Raw genomic sequence first — 20,193 nt, 5'->3', positions numbered from 1 at the left:
CATTCCCCCGGACGACGCGGTCATTGGCCGCAGGCGATGCGGGCAAGCCCGCTCTTGGAGACGGCGCAGCTCGGTCGACCCGCGACCGTGACGTTCGCCATGCCGCTGGCGCCCACCGTCGCCTGTTCCGCCGCCCCGACGCGGACATTGGCCGTGCCACTGGCCCCGATCGTGACGCTGGGCGCAGACAGGGCACGCGCATTCACGTTGCTGGCCCCGCTGCCGTCGATGGCCAGTTGGTGCACTTGGCCCTCCGCCCGCAGAACGCTGGCCCCCGACGTGTCGAGGCTTGCACGCTCGGCACGCAAATTCTGAACCGTAACCTGGCTCGCCCCCGACAGGTCGAACTTCGCCGTCCCGCTACGCAGGGCCGGCAGGCGAAGCACGGCAGCGCCGCTGGTCTCGACCGCGAAGGCGGGGGTGTCGAGCGCGGGTAGGTTCATTTCCGCCGCGCCGCTGACATCGACGGCTTTCAGCACCGGCAGGGTGACGGCGATCGCGACGCGCCGGTCATGGCCGTTGCAACTGTCGTTCCGGCGACGGATACGTAGGGTCGATCCGTTGGTATCGATGCGCAGATTGTCGATATTCGCCCCGCGCCCCCGCGCCGTCACGGCATAGGCCGATCCCAGCGCCACGGTGACGATATCGCACCCGCTCAGTTCGATCCGGTCGAACCCGCGCATATCGAAGCTGCGCGAAGTCTGAGCGTTTTCCTGCGCCGGAGCGGCGACGGCGGCGAGCGACAACAGGGCGATGGCGGAGATCATGGTTTTCATCACAAATCCTTTCAGATCGCGCGCGCGGCGCTGGCGACGATGCGGCCGTCGAGCATGTCGATGCGGCGCTTGGCGATGTCGGCATGGCTGGGCGAGTGGGTGACCATCACGATGGTCGCGCCCGCTTCGTTCAGGCCGGTCAGGATGTTCATCACCTGCTCGCCATTGGCGGTGTCGAGATTGCCGGTCGGTTCGTCCGCCAGGATCAGCTTCGGGTCGCCCACGATCGCGCGGGCGATGGCGGCGCGCTGCTGCTGACCGCCCGACAATTGGTGCGGGAAATGACGCGCGCGGTGGGCGATGCCGACCTTGTCCATCGCCGCCGCCACCCGGCCGCGCCGGTCACCGACGTCGTTGCGATAGGCCAGGCTCAGCGCGACATTCTCCTCAATGGTCAGCTCGTCGATCAGGTTGAAGCTCTGGAACACGAAGCCGAGCGTCTCCGCGCGGAACTTGGCCAGTTCCTTTTCGTCCATCGCCGCCAGATCGCGGTCGCCAAACATGTAACGCCCGCCCGTCGGCCGATCGACCGTGCCCAGCGTGTTGAGCAGCGTCGACTTGCCACAGCCCGACGGGCCCATGATGGCCAGGAACTCGCCTTGCGCGACGTGCAGGTCGATGTCGTGGAGCGCGGTGGTCTCTACCTCGTCGGAGACGTAGCGACGCTGAATATTTTCCAGTCGGATCATGATGTCAGTCCCCTTTTATCGGATGTTCAGTATGTCGCCCTTTACGGACGAGGTGTTGCTGATGACGATGCGTTCGCCGGGATTGAGGCCGGACAGGATTTCGACCTGTTCGGGATTGCGGCGACCGACGCGGATCGTCCGGCGGCGGGCATGGGCGCCATCGGGGTCGAGGACGAAGGCCGAACTGCCCCCCGCCTCCAGCCAGCCGCCCACCGGGGCCACCACCGCGCGGCTCGCCGCGCCCAGCGTGATGCGGATGTCGATTGTCTGTCCGCGATTGAGCCCGGCGGGTGCCTTGTCGAAGGTCAGCTCGACCTGGAAGCGCCCGTCCTTCACGGCGGGCAGCACCTTCGATACCGTCAGCGCGGCCCCGTCCGAGGTCGTCGCCTTCTGCCCCACCGCGACGCGGCCGAGATAAAATTCGTCGACCTGCGCGACCAGCTTCCACGAACCTTCACTGTCGACCTGACCCGCCGGGTCGCCGGGCTTCAGCGTCTGGCCGGGCTGGATGATGAAATTGGTCAGCCGCCCGCCCGATGGGGCCCGGATGGTCAGCCTCTCCAGCCCCGCACGCACCGCCGCCATATTGCCCGACAGCCGGCTCTGCGTGTCGGACAGGCGCGCCGACTGGGTCGCGGTGATCCGCGCCTCGGTCGCGCGGCCCGACTTCAACTGGGCGAGCCGCTTCTCCTGATAGGCCGCCTCTTCCTCGAAGCTCTTGACGCCCGCGTCCGACAGAAAGCCCTGATCGTGGAGCTGGCGGCGGATGCCCAGATCGCGACGCGCCTTGATGAGGTCATATTCGGCCTGTGCCACCTGGCCCGCGCGATCGAGCTTGTTCCGCTCGATGCCAAGCCCTTCGCTCGCTACGCCGCCGAGCTGGCTGGCGATCTGCGCCTCGCGGGTCAGCACATCCAGCTTGAGTTGCGGATTGGCCAGGGTGGCAAGCGGCTGTCCCTCGGTCACCATCTGGCCGTCCTGGGCCAGCAGCTTCTCGACCTGCCCGCCCGACAACACGCCGACCAGGGTCGTGACACGCGGCGTCACGGTGGCGCGGACCGGCAGGTAATCGTCGAACGCGGCACGGCTGACCTCACCCGTTTCGATATTGGCCGATGCGATGTCGGTCGAACCCGCGGCGGGCAGGAAGCGCCAAATCAGGATCGCCGCCGCGACCACCAGGATCGCGATCACCACCGGTCGGCGACGCCACCACGGTGTGGCCTTTCGCGCAATACGCCGGTCCATCGCCGCCCCCGGAGCCGCCCCGCCATTGCCGACAGCGGAAGTGTTTGCGCCTGTGCTATGTTCGGTCATCATGGCGTCAATGTCACCCAGGACGGCCAAAAAACCTAAAGCCCTATGAAACCTCCACTTTCCTTACGCTCTGCCAATTCCGACCGTTCGGGACCGAACGCACCGTCCACAAATGGACGGTCGCAAGAGGGGTCAAGCCCGCTTTCGATCCTGGTCATCGACGACAATCCGCGCATCGCCGAATCGCTCGCCATCGCGATCGAACTGGCGGGGCACCGGCTGGACGTGGCGAACGGGCCGGAGGAAGGATTTTCCAGGCTGGCGGCGCAGCGTTACGACGCGATCCTGCTCGACCTGAATTATGCCGCCGGACGGACCGATGGCGGCGAAGGGCTGACCATGCTGGCCCGGTTGCTGGCGGACGATCCCGGTGCCTGCATCATCGTCATCACCGCGCATAGCGGCATCCGGCTGGCCGTCACCGCGATGCAGGCGGGCGCACGCGACTTCGTGATGAAGCCATGGCGCAATGCCGATCTACTCGCCAAGATCGAGGTCGCGGTCCAGCGGCGACCGACCTTGGCGGACCGCGCCGCGTCAGCCGCCGACGACGCCGCATCGCATGCCGCCGAACCCGTCGGGCTATTGGGCGACAGCCCCGCGATCGACCATGTCCGCAATATGGTTCGCCGGATCGGCCCCACCATGGCCGGGGTGGTCGTGACCGGCCCGTCGGGCGCAGGACGGAGCCTGATCGCCGCCGCGATCCATGCGGCATCGGCGGGCGCGGACCGGCCCATGCAGCGGATCGATCTGCGTGATCCGCTGACGTGGGACCGACTGAGCGAGGGCGGCAGCGGCATGACATGGCTGCTGCGTCATCCCGACCAACTCGACGCGATCGGACAGGCGCGGCTGCTCGACCGTCTCGCGGCGCAAGATCGCTACATCGCCATTGCCGACGATGCCCGCGCCATCACGCCTGCGCTGGCCCGACGGATCGCCACGGTCGAGATCGCCGCCCCCTCGCTGGCCGAACGGCGCGCGGACATACCCGTCCTGGCCCGCCACTTCGCGCGGATCGCGGCGGAACGGCATGGCCGCCCCCAGCCCCGCTTCACCCCCGCCGCCGAAGCGCTGTTCGCGACCGCCAACTGGCCCGACGAAGCGCGCGGGCTGGCGGGCGCGGTCGAACGCGCACTGCTGCTTGGCGATGACGGCGTGATCGAGGCGGCATTGCTCGCCCCCGCCGCGCCCACCATGGTCGCCAGTCCGGCCCGCCCCAGCTTCGACCTCGACGAAACCGAACGCAGCATGATCGAGGCCGCGTTGATCGAGCATCATCACAATGTCACCCAGGCAGCGCAGGCGCTGGGGCTGAGCCGGGGTGCGCTGTATCGGCGGATGGCGCGTCATGGGCTTTGAATGGCCCTATGCCCGCATCGTCGCGATCGGTGGGAGCGCATTGGCGCTGACCGGCAGCGGGGGATTGCTGGTGCTGGCCTGGCAGAACGGCATGTTCGCCTCGATTCTGGGACTGGCGCTCAGTGCGGGCTGGCTGATCCTGACGGTGTGCTGGGCGGTGGCGCGGCGGTCCGCACCGTCTCCCTCGGTGGCTCCGCGCCCCGCCGCCGATGGGCCGCCGCTGGAAGCCTTGTTCGACCAGATACCGCTGCCGTTGCTGCGCATCGATCGGGGACGGGCGCGGGCCATCAACCGGGCGAGCCGCAGCCTGTTCGCCACCGACGATCGCCTGACGCCGACCCCGGCCGCACTGCTCGACCCGCAGCAGAGCCAGTTGCGGCACGAAGGGCGAAGCTGGCGGATCGAGCGCATTGCGGCAAGCGACCGATCGATGCTCATCCTGATCGATGTCGAGGCCGAGCGGCGCGCGGCAGAGGCGCATGCGGATAACGAGATGATCGATATCCTCGGCCATGAACTGCTCAACGGGCTGTCGCCGATCGTCTCGCTGGCGGATAGTGCGCTGGTCGCGGCCGAGCGGAGCGATGCCCGGCTGCCGGGCATATTGGCGACGCTGGCGCGGCGGGTCGAGGGGCTGGAACGCTTCACCCGCGCCTATCGCACACTGGCACGCCTGCCGGAGCCGGTCCGCACGCCTTTCGTCCCCGCCGATCTGGCCGACGATCTGGGCCGCCTGTTTGCCGAACGTTTCGCGGGGATGGTCACGCTGTCGGTCGATGCGCCGGCAGAAATGATGGGGGCATGCGACCGCGATCAGATGACCCAGGCGATCTGGGCGCTGCTTCAGAATGCGGCGGAGGCAGCGCTGGCCGGCTCGGTCACCCCCACCGTGACCCTGGTCTTTCACCGGGACGAGACGGGCTTGCGGATCACCGTGGGGGATACCGGCAGCGGCATCGCCATGCCGGAGCGCACGCGCATCTTCCGCCCGTTCCACACCACCAAAGCCGAAGGATCGGGGATCGGCCTGACCCTCGCCCGCCGGATCGCGCGGGCGCATGGCGGCGACCTGAACCTGCTCGCGATCGGCGTGACGACCTTCGAAATGACGATACCCGGCCCATAGCCGCCACGCCATCACCCCTTTACTTGTAGGACAAGATAAAGGATGCTCTGCGAAAGATTGGGGGGGGCATAAGCGGTGATGATTTTGCGAATGCTGGGCTCACGTTGGTCCGCCAAATCCGTTTTCGCTGCAACCCTATGCGCGGCTTCCGCCATGACCGCATCCGCCGCCTGGTCGAACAGTCCGACAATTACCCGAGGCCAGTCGAGCACCGCACCTGCTGATCCTGCTCATAAACCGGCGGCATCTTCGGCAGCGGACATGGTCGCCTATCTGTTCGTCTACTTCACCGGCGACAGCATAGAGGGCGAGAAGCTGCGCTTTGCCGTGTCGGACGGCAACAACGCCCTGCAATGGCGGGATTTGAACGACGCTCAGCCTGTCCTGGAATCGACGATGGGCACACGCGGCCTGCGCGATCCGTTCATCCTGCGCTCGGCAGAGGGAGATCGTTTCTTCCTGCTCGCCACCGACCTGTCGGTGGGCCGGACCGGCTGGGGCCATGCCACAGACGACGGCAGCCAATATCTGGAGATCTGGGAATCCACCGATCTGGTCCATTGGGGCGAACAGCGTCATGTAAAGGTCAATACGCCGATGGCGGGCATGACCTGGGCTCCCGAGGCGAGCTATGATCCCAGCATCCAGGCCTATATCGTCTATTGGACCTCGACCCTGTTCCGGGATGCCGCGCACAAACAGGGCGACGGCCATGGTCCGCAAATCCTGATGTCGACCACGCGCGACTTTCGCCATTTCACGACACCGCAGCCCTGGTTCAAGGCGGCCGACCTGCCCTTTCTGGCGAAGGACAAGGGCATGATCGACACCACCATCCTGAAAGACGGCAAGGACTATTACCGCTTCACCAAGGTGACCGAGCAATCAGGCTGCCCCTCCGCCGACATCATGGGACAAAAGTCCCGCTCGCTGCGGGCCAGCATGGCGTCGGGTGCGTGGACGGTGATCGATCGCTGTATCGGCCGCAGGGCGGGCACGCCGGAGGTGGAAGGGCCAAGCGCCTTTGCCGCCAATCCCGGCGATGTCAGCGGCTTCCGCTATTTCCTGTGGGTCGATAATTATGGCGGCGTCGGATATATCCCGCTCGCGACCAACACGCTGAAGGGCAAGATACGCTGGTCCTACCCCGCGTCCTTCCGCCTGCCCGCCTCGCCGCGCCACGGATCGGTGCTGTCGATCACCGCCAGCGAGCGTGACGCGCTGGTCGCCAAGTGGAACCGGGCGCTGCTCGTCACGGCCGTAGAGCCCGTTCGGGTCGCGATGACTGCGAACGCCCCCGCCCTCCCCCGGACGGTCACCGTGCGGTTCGCCGATGGGCATCAGGAGGCGGTCGGCGTCACCTGGGATAAGGTCGATTGGGCAAGACTTCGGCGCAAGGGTGGCTCGGTCACGGTCACCGGACGCCTGGCCAATTCCTCCGCGACCCCGGCGATCGCGACCATCTCCGCGAGCAGCACCCGATGACGGCATTTCGGATTCGCGGCGCCGCGCTGTTGTTGGTGGGGTGTGCGCTGTCCGCCTCGGTCACAGGCCAGGGCCCCAGCGCCGCGACCCAGGGCGCTCGCGACACGTCCGCAGCCTTCTGGGCGGTGCCGCCGGTTCTGGCGTCGGGCACGCGCCTTCCCTCGCCGACTGGCGGGCAGGTCAGTTGGTCCGCCGATCGTCCTATATTGCGCGGCGATGTCGTGGTTCAGGACGGCCGCGCGCCAATTCGCGTGACGCTGACGGGGCGATGGACCGATGCCGTGGGCCGGGTGGTGACCAAGCATTGGACGGTGACGCTGCTGGGCCGCGACGCCCCCCGCCTGCTCGCCTATACCCGCGTGCCGACCGACGCGCATGACGCCAACCAGCCGATCATCGCGCGTTCGCTCCACCTCGCCATCGGGCAAGCCAACGACGCGCGGCCGCTCAACGCCAATTACGGCATCGTCTTTCCCATCGGCGAGTATGTCGGGGTCGACCGGGTCGAGCATCGCGGGCTGGCCCACCCCTCGCTATTCCACTTCGCCGATGGCAGTCTGGGCGTGATCGCCACGCGGGTCGATCTGGCGGGCAAAGCCGATGCCTCGCAGGCGAGCAGCGCCATCGTCTTCCAGAGCGATCCCGCCAGCCCCGCCGACTTCATCGAACTGGGGTTGATCGATCTGGGCACCCGCACGGGCGTCGTCGCGCCAAAGGCCGTATGGGACGGGGCCGCCAAACGCTATCTGGTCACATGGCGCGACGATGGGGGCGCTTCCCACCGCACCAGCGTCGTCGATCTGGCGCGGACCGAACGGGTGCCGACCGCTTTCTTCCCCGAGCGGAACGGTACACGCACGCGCATCATATCGGCGGGTAATGTCGGTGTCGCGGAGAGCGGCGCCATCCCCATGCCAACCGCGGGCCTCCTGCCCTCCGTAACCGGAGCCGACGGGGTAGAGGAAATCGCGATCGATCCCCGTATGGCGCAGGCGCTGGCGAACCGCTATGGCCGGATACGCAATGTCCGAACCTCGGTCGCGGCACGGACCGTACGGCGCGCCGACATCGCCGCGCTGACCGCGACCCGTGCGCATCTCACCTATTCGGATGGATCGTCCGCCACCCGCGCGGTCGACTGGGACACGGCCGACCTCGCCCATATCCGGGCATCGGGACCGGGACGCTATTGGCTGCGGGGGCGGATACGCCAGCCCGTCTATCCGGCGATCTTTGCATATAACCGCGCCGACCCGGTGCTCTTCCGCTATCATCAGGCTGGGCGGACACGCTATCTGTTCATCGCCACCGACGACACCAACAACGACAATGTCGGGTCGCCCCATCTGCCGATCCGCGTCGCAGACAGCATCGCCGCGCTCGCCGACGATCATGGCGGTCGCCAACGCGAAGTCGATCTACTCAACCGGCGGACGCGAAAGGACCGCACCGCCGAAGGACGGGTCATCGCGGGCTGTTACTGGGCACCCGAAATTCATGAGATTGGCGGACGGCTGTCGATCCTGTTCGCGCCATGCTTCAACCCGGACGACGACCAGTCCAACCGCGACGGCGCGTGGCACCGCGTCCAATCGCACATCATGCAGTTGCAGCCCGGTGGCGATCCAGCCAACCCCGCCCACTGGTCCAAACCCGCCGCCATCCTGAAGGCCGACGGCACGCCGCTGGGTCGGTCGGACTTTCCACGCAATATCAGCCTGGACATGTCCTATTTCGAATCGGGCGGGCAGGCCTATTACACTTGGTCGCAGCGCTATCTCCCCGCGAAAGGCCCGTTGGGCGATCCGCTGACCTGGATAGCGCGGGTCGATCCGTCGCACCCGACGCGCCTCGCCGGGCCGCCGCGCCCCGCCATCGCGCCAACCCGTGCGTTCGAGGAGAATTTGTCCGAAGGCGCCTTCGCCGTGCATCATGGCGGGCGCATCCACCTGATCTATTCCAGTTCCGGCGTCAGCCCGACCTATGTCGTCGGCGGCGCCTGGGCCCGCGAAGGCAGCGACCTGACAAACATCGACAATTGGCACAAATGGACCGCACCGCTCCAGCACAGCGAGCCGATGCCCCCCGGGGTGACCGATTATCGCCGATACGAGCAAGGGGTCGGGCATGGTGCCTTCACCACCGATGAGGATGGCAATCTCCTCTATGTCTATCATAGCTGGGGCGACGGAGTGGGCGGCAATGGACGCGATACGCGGCTGCGGCGCGTCCACTGGGCGGCGGACGGGCATCCCGTACTGGACATGACGAGCGACGAAGAGGTCGACCCCGACCATCGCGAGGTACGGATGCGGGTCACGGTCCGGTAATGGCGAGGGCCCCTACCGGCGTGGCGATCATGTTGGCCGGTAGGGGGCACAGCCAATCCTCGCTCGCCATCCCACCATCGGCAAAGAACAGCCGGGCGGCTGACCAGCCACCGGGCCGCGGTATAGAGGTTGTGCTGGCATGGTCCGATGCAAATGCTTGACCAAAACGCTTTTGCGCCCCCAATAATGGTCGTGATGGACAACGCACCCACGACGCAGGACCGGCTCTACCGGGAACTGGCCCGCACCCTGATCGCCGAACTGGTCGAAGGCCGTTACCCGGTCGGCACCCGGATGCCCGCCGAACGCGAATTGGCGACGCGCTTCGACGTCAGCCGCCCTGTCATCCGGGAAGCGCTGATCGCCTTGGAAGTCCAGGGCTTCATCGAGGTTCGGATCGGTTCGGGCGCGCATGTCGTCGCCCTTCCCGGCCAGGGCGAGACCCCGGATTTCGGCGTGTCCGCGATGGAGGTGGCCGAGGCGCGCCTGTTGTTCGAACCGGAATCCGCCGCACTGGCCGCGACCCAGATCACCGATGCCGAATTGGACGAACTGGCCGCACTGGTCGATGCGATCGAAGAAGAGAATAGGGAAGTCGGCGGGGCCTTCCGCGCCGACCGCGCCTTTCACACGCTGATCGCGCGCGTCACCCGGAACAGCGCCATCCTGGAGACGATCGACCGGCTGTGGGAACAGCGCGAGCGATCGGCGGAAAGCGCGCTGCTGGATGCCAAGGTCCGCGCTATCGACGTGCGTCCGATCGTCGAGCATCACGCCGCCATATTGGAGGCGCTGCGGGCCCGGGACTCGCTCGCCGCGCGCGCCGCAATGCAACGCCATCTGACCGCGGCGCTGGAAGGCCTGCTGATCGCCAGCGAGGCGCGCGCCGTGGAGGAAGTGCGGCAGGCCCTGGCGGCGAAACGAGACCGGACTGCCCATCTGAAAATCTGACGGGGAATTCGCGACAGGTCCGACCCTGCCGCACGACATATGCTCCCTGCCCTACTGACACGCGCGCTACATATTTCTCCCCTATCGGCGCCTGTCCGCCGACGGCGTGCGGGTGTCGGGGCATGGGATGACGGGCGAAGGGCATAGGCAATCGGGTTCGCCGGGCAGGCGCGCATGACGGTCCTCGTCGCGCTGGCGCTGGCCCAGGCCGCAGCACAGACCGATCCCGTCCTCGCGGTCGATCTTCCCGCCGGATCGGTCGTCACCGGACTGGACCGATTGTCGCGAGAAGCGGGTCTGGCACTAGTCGGCAGGCCCGGCGATCTGGCGGGGCGGCGCGCTCCGCACCTGCGGGGGAGGCTGCGCCTGTCCGAGGCGCTCGACCGGTGGTGCCGCCCCGCGGGATTGCGCTGCCACCTGCTCGCCGGGGGTATCGTCGTGCGGGCAGCCGAACCAATGCCCCGCCCCGTCGTCAGGCCCCGCCCGCGATCCGTCCCCATCGAACCCGTGGTCGGCCCGGACGTCATCGTCACCGGGCGGCGCGGAACCGTGATCCAGGGGGAGTTGGAGCGCAGCTATTCCGCTTCGCACATCGACAGCACCGAGCTCGGCCGTCGCAGCTCGCAAAGTCTGGCGGAGCTGCTGACCGGCCAGCCCGGCCTATGGGTTGACAATTCGGCCGGGGTGGCGGCCAACAGCATCCGGGTGCGCGGCATTCCACTCGACGGCTATCAGGCGATTGCGGTGCAGGAAGATGGCTTGCCGGTCCAGCACGACACGCTGCCCTGGACCGATATTGACCAGTTCGTCCGCCCCGACCTGATGATCGCGAGCGCCGATTATGTGCGGGGTGGTCCCTCCGCAATCTTCGCCAGCAACGCGCCCGGCGGCGTGCTCAACCTGCGCACGCGTGCCGCCGGCGACCATCCTGGCGGAGAGGTACGTACGACATTGACCGACTACGGGCTGGTTCGGTGGGAAGGCTATGCCACTGGCCCCATCGCACCCGGCTGGCGAGCGATCGTCGGTGGCACCCTCACCCGCGATCCCACCGTACGCCGGATCGCCGAGACGCTGGGCGGCGGACAAATTCGCGCACGCGCCGATCATGACTTGCGCGGCGGCGGACGGCTGACCCTGGCGCTGCATGTGATGGACGATGATACGCTCAACATCTCGTCCTTTCCGATGCGGTATCGGGCGGGGCGGTTCGCGATACTGCCCGGCTTCGATCCCCGGCGCGGCAGCTTCTTCGGACCCGAGCTGACCCGGTTGCGCTTCGCGGCTTTGGGCGAACGACCGCTGGGGCGCAACAATCGCAATCGCCTGGTGACGCCGTCGCTGTCACTCATGCGCGATGTGGCGGGCGGCGTGTTGACCGTCCGCGCCCATTATCGCTGGTCGCGGACCGAACGCTATGCCTTGTCGTCTTCGGGCGCGGCTATCCCGGCCGAACGGCTTCTGGCCGATGCCCTGTCCCGTCTGTCTGCCGCTTTCCCGACCACCGCCAGGGTCGCGCTCGTCCAGGCCAGCGACGGCAGCGCCTTCGCCCCGATCGCTGGAAACGATCGGGCCATCGCGCTGAACCCCGTCGCCGCCGACACGCGTCTGCGCGAGGCGATGGTGGACCTGTCCTATACGCATGGCCTGGAGGCGGGCGGGCATCATGACCTGACGCTGGGGTTGTATGCCGTCGGTTATCGCTGGGATTTTCGACGCGCGGTGACGCGCGTGCTGTTGGAGGCGCGGGAACAGGGGCGGCGGCTCGATATGGTTGCGTTGGATGCCGACGGCCGCCTCCTGGGCCGTGCGACCGATGACGGGTTGCTCAGCACCGGTTCGACCTATGAAGCGCTTCGTGGCCGTCAGCGGATGATCGCGCTCTACGCCGCCGACGAGTGGCAGGTGGCGGAACGCTGGCGGCTCGACTGGGGATTGCGGCACGAGCGGGCCGCGCCTTCGGCCTGGGTCGAACGTCCAGTGACTGTCGCTGGCGGCGATCCGATGACGCTCGCGGACGACCGGATCGCAATCGGATCGAGGCAATGGGATAAACGACAACGGCATCTCGCGCAGACGGCGGCGACCCTCGCGCTGCATTGGCGCGCCAGCCCCGCACTGGGGCTGTTCACCCGTGCGACCCGCGCGATGCGACTACCAGATCCGGGCGTGTTCCGCATCGGCAGCGGCGATCCCGCCCGCGCGCTGACCATCGAGCAGGGCGAGTTCGGGCTGATCTGGCGACGGGCGGGCCTGGGATTGGAGGCGACGGCCTTTGCCAGTCGTTTCCCCGACATTGCCCTGCCCGACCTGTCGCTCGACCCCGTGACAGGCGCCGTCCGGGTCGGCGAACATGCCGCCTCGGCGCGCACGCTGGGGCTGGAGATCGGTGCAAGGACCAGCCCCCTGCCCGGCCTGTCGATACGCGGCACCGTGACATGGCAGGACCCCCGGCTGCAGTCCTATCGCGTCACCAGCCTGATCGACGGCGTGCCGGTGACCACCGATCTGAGCGGCCGTATGCCAAGGCGGGTTCCGCGAGCGATGGCCAGCCTGTCCGCCAGCGCCACACTGCCCCGGACCGGCATCACCCTAGACGGCGACGTGTCGGCCATGGGACGACGCTTTGCCGACGATGCCAATAGTCTCGCCCTGCCGGGCTTTGCCCTGGTCGGACTGGGCGCAAGCTGGACGGCGACGCGCGCTCTGACCCTGGGTTTGCGCGTGACCAATCTTTTCGATCAGGTCGCGATCATGCAGGGCGACGCCCTGGGCGGCGAAATCCGGGCGGGTGACGGTGACGGGGTCGCCACCGTTCGCGCGCAGCAGGGTCGCGTGGCGGCGCTCAGCGTGGCTTGGCGGCTGTAAGTCCCCGGCGATAGCGCGCTAGTTCCTCGGCCGCCGCCGCCATGTCGCGCCGGAAATCGGCATTGCCATGCTGGCGCGCCACCAGGGCGCTCGCCGCCAGATAGCCGCCCTCGACAGCGCTTTGCGAATGCGATCCGCAAATCCAGCGGCTGTCGCCATAATCGCGCCCACGCGCCAGGATCGCGGTCGCGCGGTCCGGCATCAGTTCCGCCATCAGCAGTGCAAAGCTCCAGCCATGGGCGGTATGGCCCGAGGGATAATCGCCATTGGCGATCAGCGACGCGGTGCGCGGTTCGCAGATAGACAAATCGGTGCCGATAAACGGACGCGGCGACTGCCACCGCGCCTTGGCCACGCGGATCGCCGCCGATCGATCCGCCCCGAAACGCGCGAGCAAGGCTTGCGTCACCGGCAGCTTGGTCCAGTCGGGCTTAAAACCGAGAGCGTCGGCAAAGCGTACGCCGAGGTCGCTGGATACATCGGCCGTGGCCTGTTGCCACCGCGCCATGCCCCGCAGCGCACGGCTATCGCGAAAGGCCTTCGCATCGGCCAGCGCGCGGGGCGAGCCGGGCGTCGGCGGCCCCGGGAGGACGGCTGTCAGGTTCACACCCTCCCCCGCCGCCAGATAGCCCGTCACCTCCCGAGCCTGCACCGGCACCGTGACCGACACAAGCATAGCCGCGCTCATCGCCAATAAAATGGCCGATCGCCCTGTCGTCCGCCCCATTTCCTTACCCCCACTCGCAATATTGGCCCGTCACATCCGAAGAGCTGAACCACCGCAGAGCGGGGACAGCCTTAGCTGGGCCTATTCCACAAAAGCCATGGCCTCGGCCATTGTCACAAAAACTACACAATTGTCTTAAAACCTTTACAAAATTCCTTGTCCCCGTTTGCAGCCCGCCCCCGTCTACCCCCGCGATCGTCCGCATGGCCGGGCGAGCGGATTTCTCGTGGGGGTTTACATCGTGGTGGTTAACAAGCGGACGCTGCTGCTGGCGTCGAGCGCATTTTTCGTGGCGCAGCCGGTGACGGCACAGGAAATGCCGTCGGATCAGGGCAGCCCGACCAGCGATGCCGGGGAGGTCGTCGTGACCGGTTACCGCACCAGCCTGGCACAGGCGCGCAATGCCAAGCGGGATGCGACGATCATCAAGGATTCGATCGCGGCCAGCGACATCGCCGCCTTTCCCGACCTGAACCTCGCCGAAGCGCTGCAGCGCCTGCCCGGCGTCGCGATCAACCGCGAGGCGGGCGAAGGTCGCCGGATCTCCTTGCGCGGCCTCGGCCCCGACTTCACCTGCGTCCAGTTGAACGGCATGGAAGTGCTGGGCAATGTCGACTCGCCGCAGGACAGCCGGGGGCAGACGACGCGCGACCGCGCCTTCGACTGTAGGGGATCATGAACTGTCACATCTTGGGATGGTGGGATCGGGCGGGCCATCCTGGGCCAAACTGGGATGAGAATGGCTGAAATCCGGGCTTTCGAGGCGGTGACACGCGAAGTGTCACACATGTGACAGTTTGAGGGCCTTAAACGACATTGAAACGCCTGTTCCACCCTTATGAACGGCTCGATGTGACAGTTCCTGCACCCCACTTTCAGGCGGCCAGCAACGCCTTTTGTGCCTGCGGGATGGCGGCGACGATCGCCTGCACCGCTGACGGCAGGGGATGGACGCCCTCGGCACTGGCCTGGGGGCGCATGGCGGTTCCGATCGGGATGACCGTGGCGCGGGCCGATGTCGTCACCGTGTAGGGGCCGTCACCCGTGACCGCCTGCACCGTCAGCGATGCACCGCCCCCTACAAGTACGTCCCCGATACGCGGTGCGGTCGCCGTCTGGATCGTCGTATAGGTGGCGGTACCGTCCGTCCCCGCCTGGGCGGTCAGCGTGTAGGTATCCGCCACGACGGGCCACGTCCCCTGCGCCGATGCATCATACCAATAGGGCTTGGTATCGATGTAGCCAGCGAGGCGACCACCGCCGCCCGCTTCCTTGAACGCTTCCAGTTGCCACTTGAAGCCGTTGCCCCAGCCGTTCGTGGTCGATGCCCACTCGTTATACTGGGATGCGGTCTGTCCGTCGCGGCTGGTCCACCCGTTGGTCGAGGTGGTGCGAGGCAGAACGCCGGTCGCCACCATCTTGATGCTCGCGTAGCGCTGCTTGAACCGATCAACAAAGCCGGTCCAGTTGCCCTGCATGGTCGAGTAGGTCGAGTTGGCGTCGTTCTGGCCGAGCTGGTTGAGCGCGATGGTGAAGGGCAGCGCCGAACCGCTGTTGAAGGCCGCCGCCTGGTCGAGCACCTGCCAGCGGAGCGTGGCATTGGTGCCCAGTTCACGCGCCGACCCGGCCCCCGGCATACCCATCATCATGAAGGGTACCCGCCGGTACGTCTGATCGTCCTTGTCGAGCCAGCGGCGAAGCCAGCCCAGATTGCCCCGCGCATCGGCCTCCGCGGCATATTCCTGCCGCGCCTCGCCGATGCTGTCCACGATGCCCAGCGCCACCGGGCGACCGTCCCAGCCGCGTGCGACCGTCATGTCCGGGCCGTAATAGGCGGGCATGGACTGGCCGAAGCCGGTATCGAGCGACGCGGTCGATGCCGTCGCGGGTGCATTCAGCATCGGCGTCAGCGTCGCGGCATCCGCCGCGCCCCAGACCCGTTCGCCGCGCGCGGTCTGGATGCGATAGACCGGGATTTGCTTCTCGCCGGACGCGGTATGGTAGAGCGTATAAATCGCCACGCTGGCCTCGGGCGGGATCGTGATCGTCGGTTCGTCGGTCCAGGCCCCGATATTGCCGCTGGCGATCGAGACGCCCGACTGCCCGCCGAAGGTCAGCGGCACCGGGGCCGCGCCGTTGACGCTGATCCACACCCCGTCGATCACCGTGGCGTTGCCGGGCAGCACGGTTTCCTGCGGACTGCTGCCGCCCTCGGTCGAGGCGAAGCCGGAAAAGTGGAAACGCGGATTGGTGACGGTGTGGACAGTCGAAGCCAGCACGATCCGGGTCATGACATAGTTCGTGCCCGTCGCTGCCGTCACCAGGGTGCCGGATGGAAACCGCGACCGTGTCGCCCAGAACATATAGCGGGCGGCATCGGTGACGGGCGTCGGCACCCATGACGGCGGCACGAACCCCGGCACCTGTCCACCGCCCAAGCCGATGCGATCGAGGAAGCGCACCATTATGCGGGCACCCGCGACAGGCTGGCATAGCAACCCGCCGTACCACTGACCGTCACGCGAACGGCGGCGTAGGAGCCCAGCGCGACACCCGTGCCCGAACCGCTGTCGGATGCGGTCTTGGTCACCAGCGGCAACCAGGTCAGCCCGTCCGCGCCCAGCACCTCCAAGCGAAGCGAGCCATAGGAGCTGCAAAGCTGCGACAGAATATAGTCGCCGCCATACAGTTTGACCGACGCGCCGGGCGTGTTGGCGGTGATGAGCTGATAGGCTTCACGCACGCCGCCGGTCGGAAGCGGCGTCGCGGGAGTGACCGGCGTCGCCTTCTCGCCGATCGCACCGAACGACATGGCTGTTTGCGGGGTGAATGCCCCCGGTGCGGCGACCGGCTTGGTCGATTGGGCGGCGGCAAGCGTGGGAGCGATGAGCAGGGCGATGCCCAGCGCGGCCCGGTGGAAACGATACATTGAGGACACACCAATCTCCAGAATGGGACCTTGCATCACCCGTCCCATGGAATTGCCCGCTTGTCGGGATGCGTTGACGCACCTAAATTGGGATTGCGTCGCGCGTGACACGGTGAATCTGGCGGCCGTAGGACCGGAGCAATCCGGGATCGCTTGCGAGGGACTGGCAGTCCTCGTCGCGCGACGCATAACCCTCACCACGCGATGAGGCTTTCCAACAGCGAAGACAGTTCCTCGGCCTGCAACACGCGCAGGGCGATGATCTGCAACAGGCTCGGGCCTGGGCGCATCCGGAGCATGATCGGACGCCCATCCACGATGCGGATCATGACCGCCTGATCGCCGTCGCGCAGGATATGGTCCGGCTGGTCCGCAAACGCCCCGAGCTGCCCGATATCCTCGATCACGGCGGGCAGCGTCTCGCTGGTCACGCGGGCGATATGGCCCCGCGCGTGGATGAGCTTGCGGATATCGTCGGCCAGCGCCAGCGCGGGCGCTTCGCCCAGGCGCTCGACCACCGCCTTGAACCGGTCGCTGGCGATGAAGGCATCGAGCGCGGCCTGGGTCGCGGCGGGATCGGCCTTCGCCGCCCGCTCCAGCGCCTCGATGGCGACGCGGCCCGTCTTGCGCGTGGCGTCGGGGCCGAGCCGGTCCAGAGCGGCGGATGCCATGTCGGTGGGTTGCGCAGGGGCTGGCGCGGTGACGGTCGCGGCCCCGCCGATGCGCTTGCCCGCCGCGATCTCGCGGTCCAAGTCGCTGGCCGCGCCGATGCGATAGCTCTGGAGATACATGGCATCGCCCGAGCCGGTGACCTTCACCACGGCGCGCAAGTAGCGGTCATCGATCTTCCACAGGACGATATGCTGGTCGCGGTCGCTCACGATGTGATCGGGGGCCGCGCCGATCCCCGGCAATTCGCGGTAGTCGGCCACCGTCAGGTCGGGATGGCCCTTGCTGCGGTCCGTAAGCCCGCGCTGCTTGGCGTAGCTGTCACTCGATAGCACGACGACATGGTTTTTCGCCCCCAGCGCCGCGCGCGCCTCATCGCCCAGGACCATGATCGGAAAGACGCCGTTCGGCTCGGCCAGCGTCTCCAGGAAGGCGTCCGACTTGACCAGATCGGTCAGCGTGGCGCGCGCCGCCTTGATGTCGAGCGGTGCCATTTCCTCCAGCGACCGGGTCGCCTTCTCGGCCACCGCCTGCATTCCGAACGCGCCGGGGTTGTAGGCGAAGCCCGGCCCGATGCCGACCGGCACCGCCTCCGGCTTGTCGGCCCCTTTGCGCCAGAAGGTGCGCAGCCGCCCGCCGACCTGGCCGTCCGCCGTCATCCACCCGATGCGGACCAGCTCGTCGTCGGTGGTGACGCGGTAGCCCAGCCGATCCATGTCGGCCTGCGACAACTGGCGGACCGAGCAGCGGCAACCCCAGTCATTGGGGGGATAGAACACAGCCCAGGCGGGATGATCGACGGGCAGGATGATGCGGAACGGAAAGGCCGGGTCGTTGCCGCCCCAGCGACGGTGCAGCGGTCGGGTGCGGTTGTCGCCGATCGACACGTACATGAGGTACGGTCGAACGTCCTTCATCTCCTGGATGCGCTTCCACCGCCCGGCCGCCCGGCTGATCCGCAGATTGGTGTCGTAGATGGTGCGCAGGCGACGCCCGCCGACATAGACGGGATCGGCGGTGCCGGTCAGCGCCTCATTCTCGACCATGCCCCACCACCCGGCTTTCTTCAGCTCGGGGATGAGGCCCGCCTTCCACTGCTCCAGCGTGCCGCCGTCGCGCATGACCGTATCCAGCGACTGGCGGATGGTGGTCAGCAGGTCGAGGTTCGCGACCTTGGCGACGGTGAAGGCGCGGGCGTGATCGGCCTGCCACATTTCGGTCCAGTGGACGGTCGGACGGAGCTTGTCGCGCGCTTCGAACGCCGCGACGGTGTCCGTCGCGGGCAGGTTGATGGTGGCGCGCAGCGTCGGGTCAGGCATGGGCGGTCCCAATCCGGGCAGTAGGGGCAGTGCCAGGGACGCCGTGATGCAATTGCTCGTCGCGACCGGCGACATGCCCGCGCAGATAATCGTCCAGGGTGCGACGACCGGCCGAAGCGTCGCGCCCCTCGATCGTCGTCAGGGTCGGATAGTGTTTCTCGACATAGAGCCGAATGGCTGCATCATCCGTGGGAAGAGGTGCCAGCTTGGCGACAGCCCGGCGGACGGCATTGGCCCAACCCTCGCAAAAGGCATCCGCGCGGGCACGCTTGCGTGCGACTTTGCAGCGGCGCAGCCTGCTCTTGATGTAGGCCGCCCGCGCCTGCTTCAGGCGGCGGTGCAGCGCTACGAATGCATAGGCGGCGATGTCAGGAGCCGCCCCGCGACCGATATAAGTGAAGTCGAGGTCGGCGTTGATAATGACCGACACGCCCAGCGCGTCCTCGATCGCGGTGGAAAGGGTGCATTCCCACATGGGGGGACGTTGCCGCCGCGATCCCCGCGCTGACGACTCTCCGATTTCGGACGCCGCGATATCGGCCTCGGTCACGCCATGCTCTTCCATGAGGGCGCGCGCCATTGCCAGGGCATTGGCAGCCTCATGCTCATTCGAGCTGGCCGACAACGCCAGACATTTGCGGATGCGACGGAGAAGCGCGTCGTTCACGGCAAGACCTCGTAAAACTCGATATCGTGGGGCTGGCCGGTCAGCGACCAGCGGCATCCGGTGCGACCATCGGCGGGCCAGCCGGGTGGACCGATGCGGTCCCCGTTGCGCAGCGTGGCGATCACGCGCTTGTCCCTCGCCTCGGACGGGCAAAAGCCGGGGTTGCGCTTCACAAGCGACCCTCGGCATGGGCGTCGCGATACTCGTCGCGCGCGTCGGCCATGCGGGCCTGGAACCAGCGCCAGGCGTAATCCGGGCCGGGATCGCCCGTCGCCAGCACGTAGAAATGGAGCGCGATCCCGCTGGAGCGTGTCAGCTTACCCGGTTCGGAATGGCGGTCGAGGAAGCGCCGCGCCTTGTCGAGTTGGGCTTCCATCTGCGCGGCCTGGTCATCCCAGCGCTGGCGGACGGCGGCGCGACGGTCCCAGCCGATCAGCCAATACCGGATCAGGTTGCGCGGGCAGTCGCTCGGCGGCCGGTCACGGCTGGGCGCGATCCAGCCGATGGGCCGCCGGACCTCGGATGGATAGCTGTCGTCTAGGTCGTTGATGCCGCGCCTGATCCAGGCGGCGGCGATTTCGCCGTCGTCGGGCTGGCGCTGGCGACGTGGCGACGCACGACGCTTCACGGCCGCACCGTGTCGAGCATGTCGCGCCCGGCTTGGGACAGCCGCAGGAAGGGCATCGACTCGGCGTTGAGCGACCACGTCTTCAGCCCCAGTTGCTCGATCAGCGCTGGCCGATCGCGTGCCGGTTGCAACAGCGGTGCAATGCTGCGCCAGCGCACCCCGGTGCGCAGCACGTCGGGGACGTGGCGCGGCGAGGTCGGATGTACCGCCAGCATGGCGCGACGCTGGGCGGGGGACAGCGAGGCCCAGCGCGCGCGGCGCTTGGCGTCGCACGCCTCGCACGGGCAGCGATCCTTGGGCGGAATATGGGGGAGCGTGTCCCGGTCCCAGCGAGGGGCTGCCAT

The 20,193-nt window shown here is 67.4% G+C and carries 18 protein-coding genes; 7 read left to right on the top strand and 11 right to left on the bottom strand.

What is annotated here, in order from left to right; genetic code table 11:
• Positions 1–20: 20 nt before the first annotated feature.
• From ACWPWT_RS14385 to ACWPWT_RS14375, 3 genes are read right to left on the bottom strand one after another with little or no spacing between them, the layout of a single operon-like run.
• On the bottom strand, positions 21–779 hold the full coding sequence (locus tag ACWPWT_RS14385; RefSeq protein ID WP_454280255.1) for a GIN domain-containing protein: 759 nt from the start codon (positions 777–779) through the stop codon (positions 21–23).
• 11 nt (positions 780–790) lie between these two features.
• Positions 791–1,468 carry an ABC transporter ATP-binding protein gene (locus ACWPWT_RS14380; RefSeq protein ID WP_454280254.1) on the bottom strand — a complete coding sequence of 226 codons (678 nt, stop codon included), beginning with the start codon at positions 1,466–1,468 and terminating at the stop codon, positions 791–793.
• Positions 1,469–1,483: 15 nt separating this feature from the next.
• Positions 1,484–2,785 carry an efflux RND transporter periplasmic adaptor subunit gene (locus tag ACWPWT_RS14375; RefSeq protein WP_454280253.1) on the bottom strand — a complete coding sequence of 434 codons (1,302 nt, stop codon included), beginning with the start codon at positions 2,783–2,785 and terminating at the stop codon, positions 1,484–1,486.
• A 45-nt stretch (positions 2,786–2,830) separates the two neighbouring features.
• Here ACWPWT_RS14375 and ACWPWT_RS14370 point away from each other — a divergent pair, with 45 nt between their 5' ends.
• The 6 genes from ACWPWT_RS14370 (at position 2,831) to ACWPWT_RS14345 (ending at position 12,910) form a co-directional block, all read left to right on the top strand.
• Complete coding sequence (locus ACWPWT_RS14370) at positions 2,831–4,150, top strand: sigma-54-dependent transcriptional regulator (RefSeq protein WP_454280252.1); 1,320 nt, start codon at positions 2,831–2,833, stop codon at positions 4,148–4,150.
• The gene (locus tag ACWPWT_RS14365; RefSeq protein WP_454280251.1) at positions 4,140–5,276 is read left to right on the top strand and encodes a sensor histidine kinase; all 1,137 of its coding nucleotides are present in this window, start codon (positions 4,140–4,142) and stop codon (positions 5,274–5,276) included. Before ACWPWT_RS14370 ends, ACWPWT_RS14365 begins: the two co-directional genes overlap by 11 nt.
• Positions 5,277–5,429: 153 nt before the next feature.
• Positions 5,430–6,761 (top strand): family 43 glycosylhydrolase, encoded by a 1,332-nt coding sequence (locus ACWPWT_RS14360; RefSeq protein WP_454280250.1) that lies wholly within the window; start codon positions 5,430–5,432, stop codon positions 6,759–6,761.
• Positions 6,758–9,091 carry a family 43 glycosylhydrolase gene (locus ACWPWT_RS14355; protein ID WP_454280249.1) on the top strand — a complete coding sequence of 778 codons (2,334 nt, stop codon included), beginning with the start codon at positions 6,758–6,760 and terminating at the stop codon, positions 9,089–9,091. The genes ACWPWT_RS14360 and ACWPWT_RS14355 overlap by 4 nt, the downstream gene beginning before the upstream one ends.
• 195 nt (positions 9,092–9,286) lie before the next feature.
• Positions 9,287–10,042 carry a FadR/GntR family transcriptional regulator gene (locus ACWPWT_RS14350; RefSeq protein WP_261270480.1) on the top strand — a complete coding sequence of 252 codons (756 nt, stop codon included), beginning with the start codon at positions 9,287–9,289 and terminating at the stop codon, positions 10,040–10,042.
• 174 nt (positions 10,043–10,216) lie between these two features.
• A complete protein-coding gene (locus ACWPWT_RS14345) occupies positions 10,217–12,910 on the top strand; it encodes a TonB-dependent receptor (RefSeq protein ID WP_454280248.1) in 2,694 nt (897 codons plus the stop codon).
• On the opposite strand, the gene ACWPWT_RS14340 is transcribed toward ACWPWT_RS14345, so the two are convergent.
• On the bottom strand, positions 12,888–13,586 hold the full coding sequence (locus tag ACWPWT_RS14340; RefSeq protein ID WP_454280247.1) for an acid phosphatase: 699 nt from the start codon (positions 13,584–13,586) through the stop codon (positions 12,888–12,890). The two genes, ACWPWT_RS14345 and ACWPWT_RS14340, sit on opposite strands and share 23 nt — an antisense overlap.
• Positions 13,587–13,863: 277 nt before the next feature.
• Between ACWPWT_RS14340 and ACWPWT_RS14335 the strand changes: the two genes are divergently transcribed.
• The gene (locus tag ACWPWT_RS14335) at positions 13,864–14,316 is read left to right on the top strand and encodes a TonB-dependent receptor plug domain-containing protein (RefSeq protein WP_454280246.1); all 453 of its coding nucleotides are present in this window, start codon (positions 13,864–13,866) and stop codon (positions 14,314–14,316) included.
• Positions 14,317–14,512: 196 nt separating this feature from the next.
• On the opposite strand, the gene ACWPWT_RS14330 is transcribed toward ACWPWT_RS14335, so the two are convergent.
• The 7 genes from ACWPWT_RS14330 to ACWPWT_RS14300 all read right to left on the bottom strand — a co-directional run bounded on the left by ACWPWT_RS14330 (position 14,513) and on the right by ACWPWT_RS14300 (position 20,193).
• Positions 14,513–16,102 (bottom strand): SGNH/GDSL hydrolase family protein, encoded by a 1,590-nt coding sequence (locus ACWPWT_RS14330; RefSeq protein ID WP_454280245.1) that lies wholly within the window; start codon positions 16,100–16,102, stop codon positions 14,513–14,515.
• Positions 16,102–16,602: a hypothetical protein gene (locus ACWPWT_RS14325; protein ID WP_454280244.1), complete on the bottom strand. Its 501-nt coding sequence runs from the start codon at positions 16,600–16,602 to the stop codon at positions 16,102–16,104. Before ACWPWT_RS14325 ends, ACWPWT_RS14330 begins: the two co-directional genes overlap by 1 nt.
• A 158-nt stretch (positions 16,603–16,760) precedes the next feature.
• Positions 16,761–18,554, bottom strand: coding sequence for a phage head morphogenesis protein (locus ACWPWT_RS14320; protein ID WP_454280243.1), 1,794 nt, complete (start codon positions 18,552–18,554; stop codon positions 16,761–16,763).
• Entirely contained in the window at positions 18,547–19,221 is a 675-nt protein-coding gene (locus ACWPWT_RS14315; RefSeq protein WP_454280242.1) for a DUF2786 domain-containing protein, read from the bottom strand. Before ACWPWT_RS14315 ends, ACWPWT_RS14320 begins: the two co-directional genes overlap by 8 nt.
• Positions 19,218–19,394 (bottom strand): hypothetical protein, encoded by a 177-nt coding sequence (locus tag ACWPWT_RS14310; protein WP_454280241.1) that lies wholly within the window; start codon positions 19,392–19,394, stop codon positions 19,218–19,220. The genes ACWPWT_RS14315 and ACWPWT_RS14310 overlap by 4 nt, the downstream gene beginning before the upstream one ends.
• On the bottom strand, positions 19,391–19,849 hold the full coding sequence (locus tag ACWPWT_RS14305) for a hypothetical protein (protein WP_454280240.1): 459 nt from the start codon (positions 19,847–19,849) through the stop codon (positions 19,391–19,393). Before ACWPWT_RS14305 ends, ACWPWT_RS14310 begins: the two co-directional genes overlap by 4 nt.
• Positions 19,846–20,193: a hypothetical protein gene (locus tag ACWPWT_RS14300; protein ID WP_454280239.1), complete on the bottom strand. Its 348-nt coding sequence runs from the start codon at positions 20,191–20,193 to the stop codon at positions 19,846–19,848. The genes ACWPWT_RS14305 and ACWPWT_RS14300 overlap by 4 nt, the downstream gene beginning before the upstream one ends.

The organism is Sphingomonas sp. Marseille-Q8236, from assembly GCF_965112005.1.
This window is presented reverse-complemented; position numbering and strand designations above follow the sequence as displayed.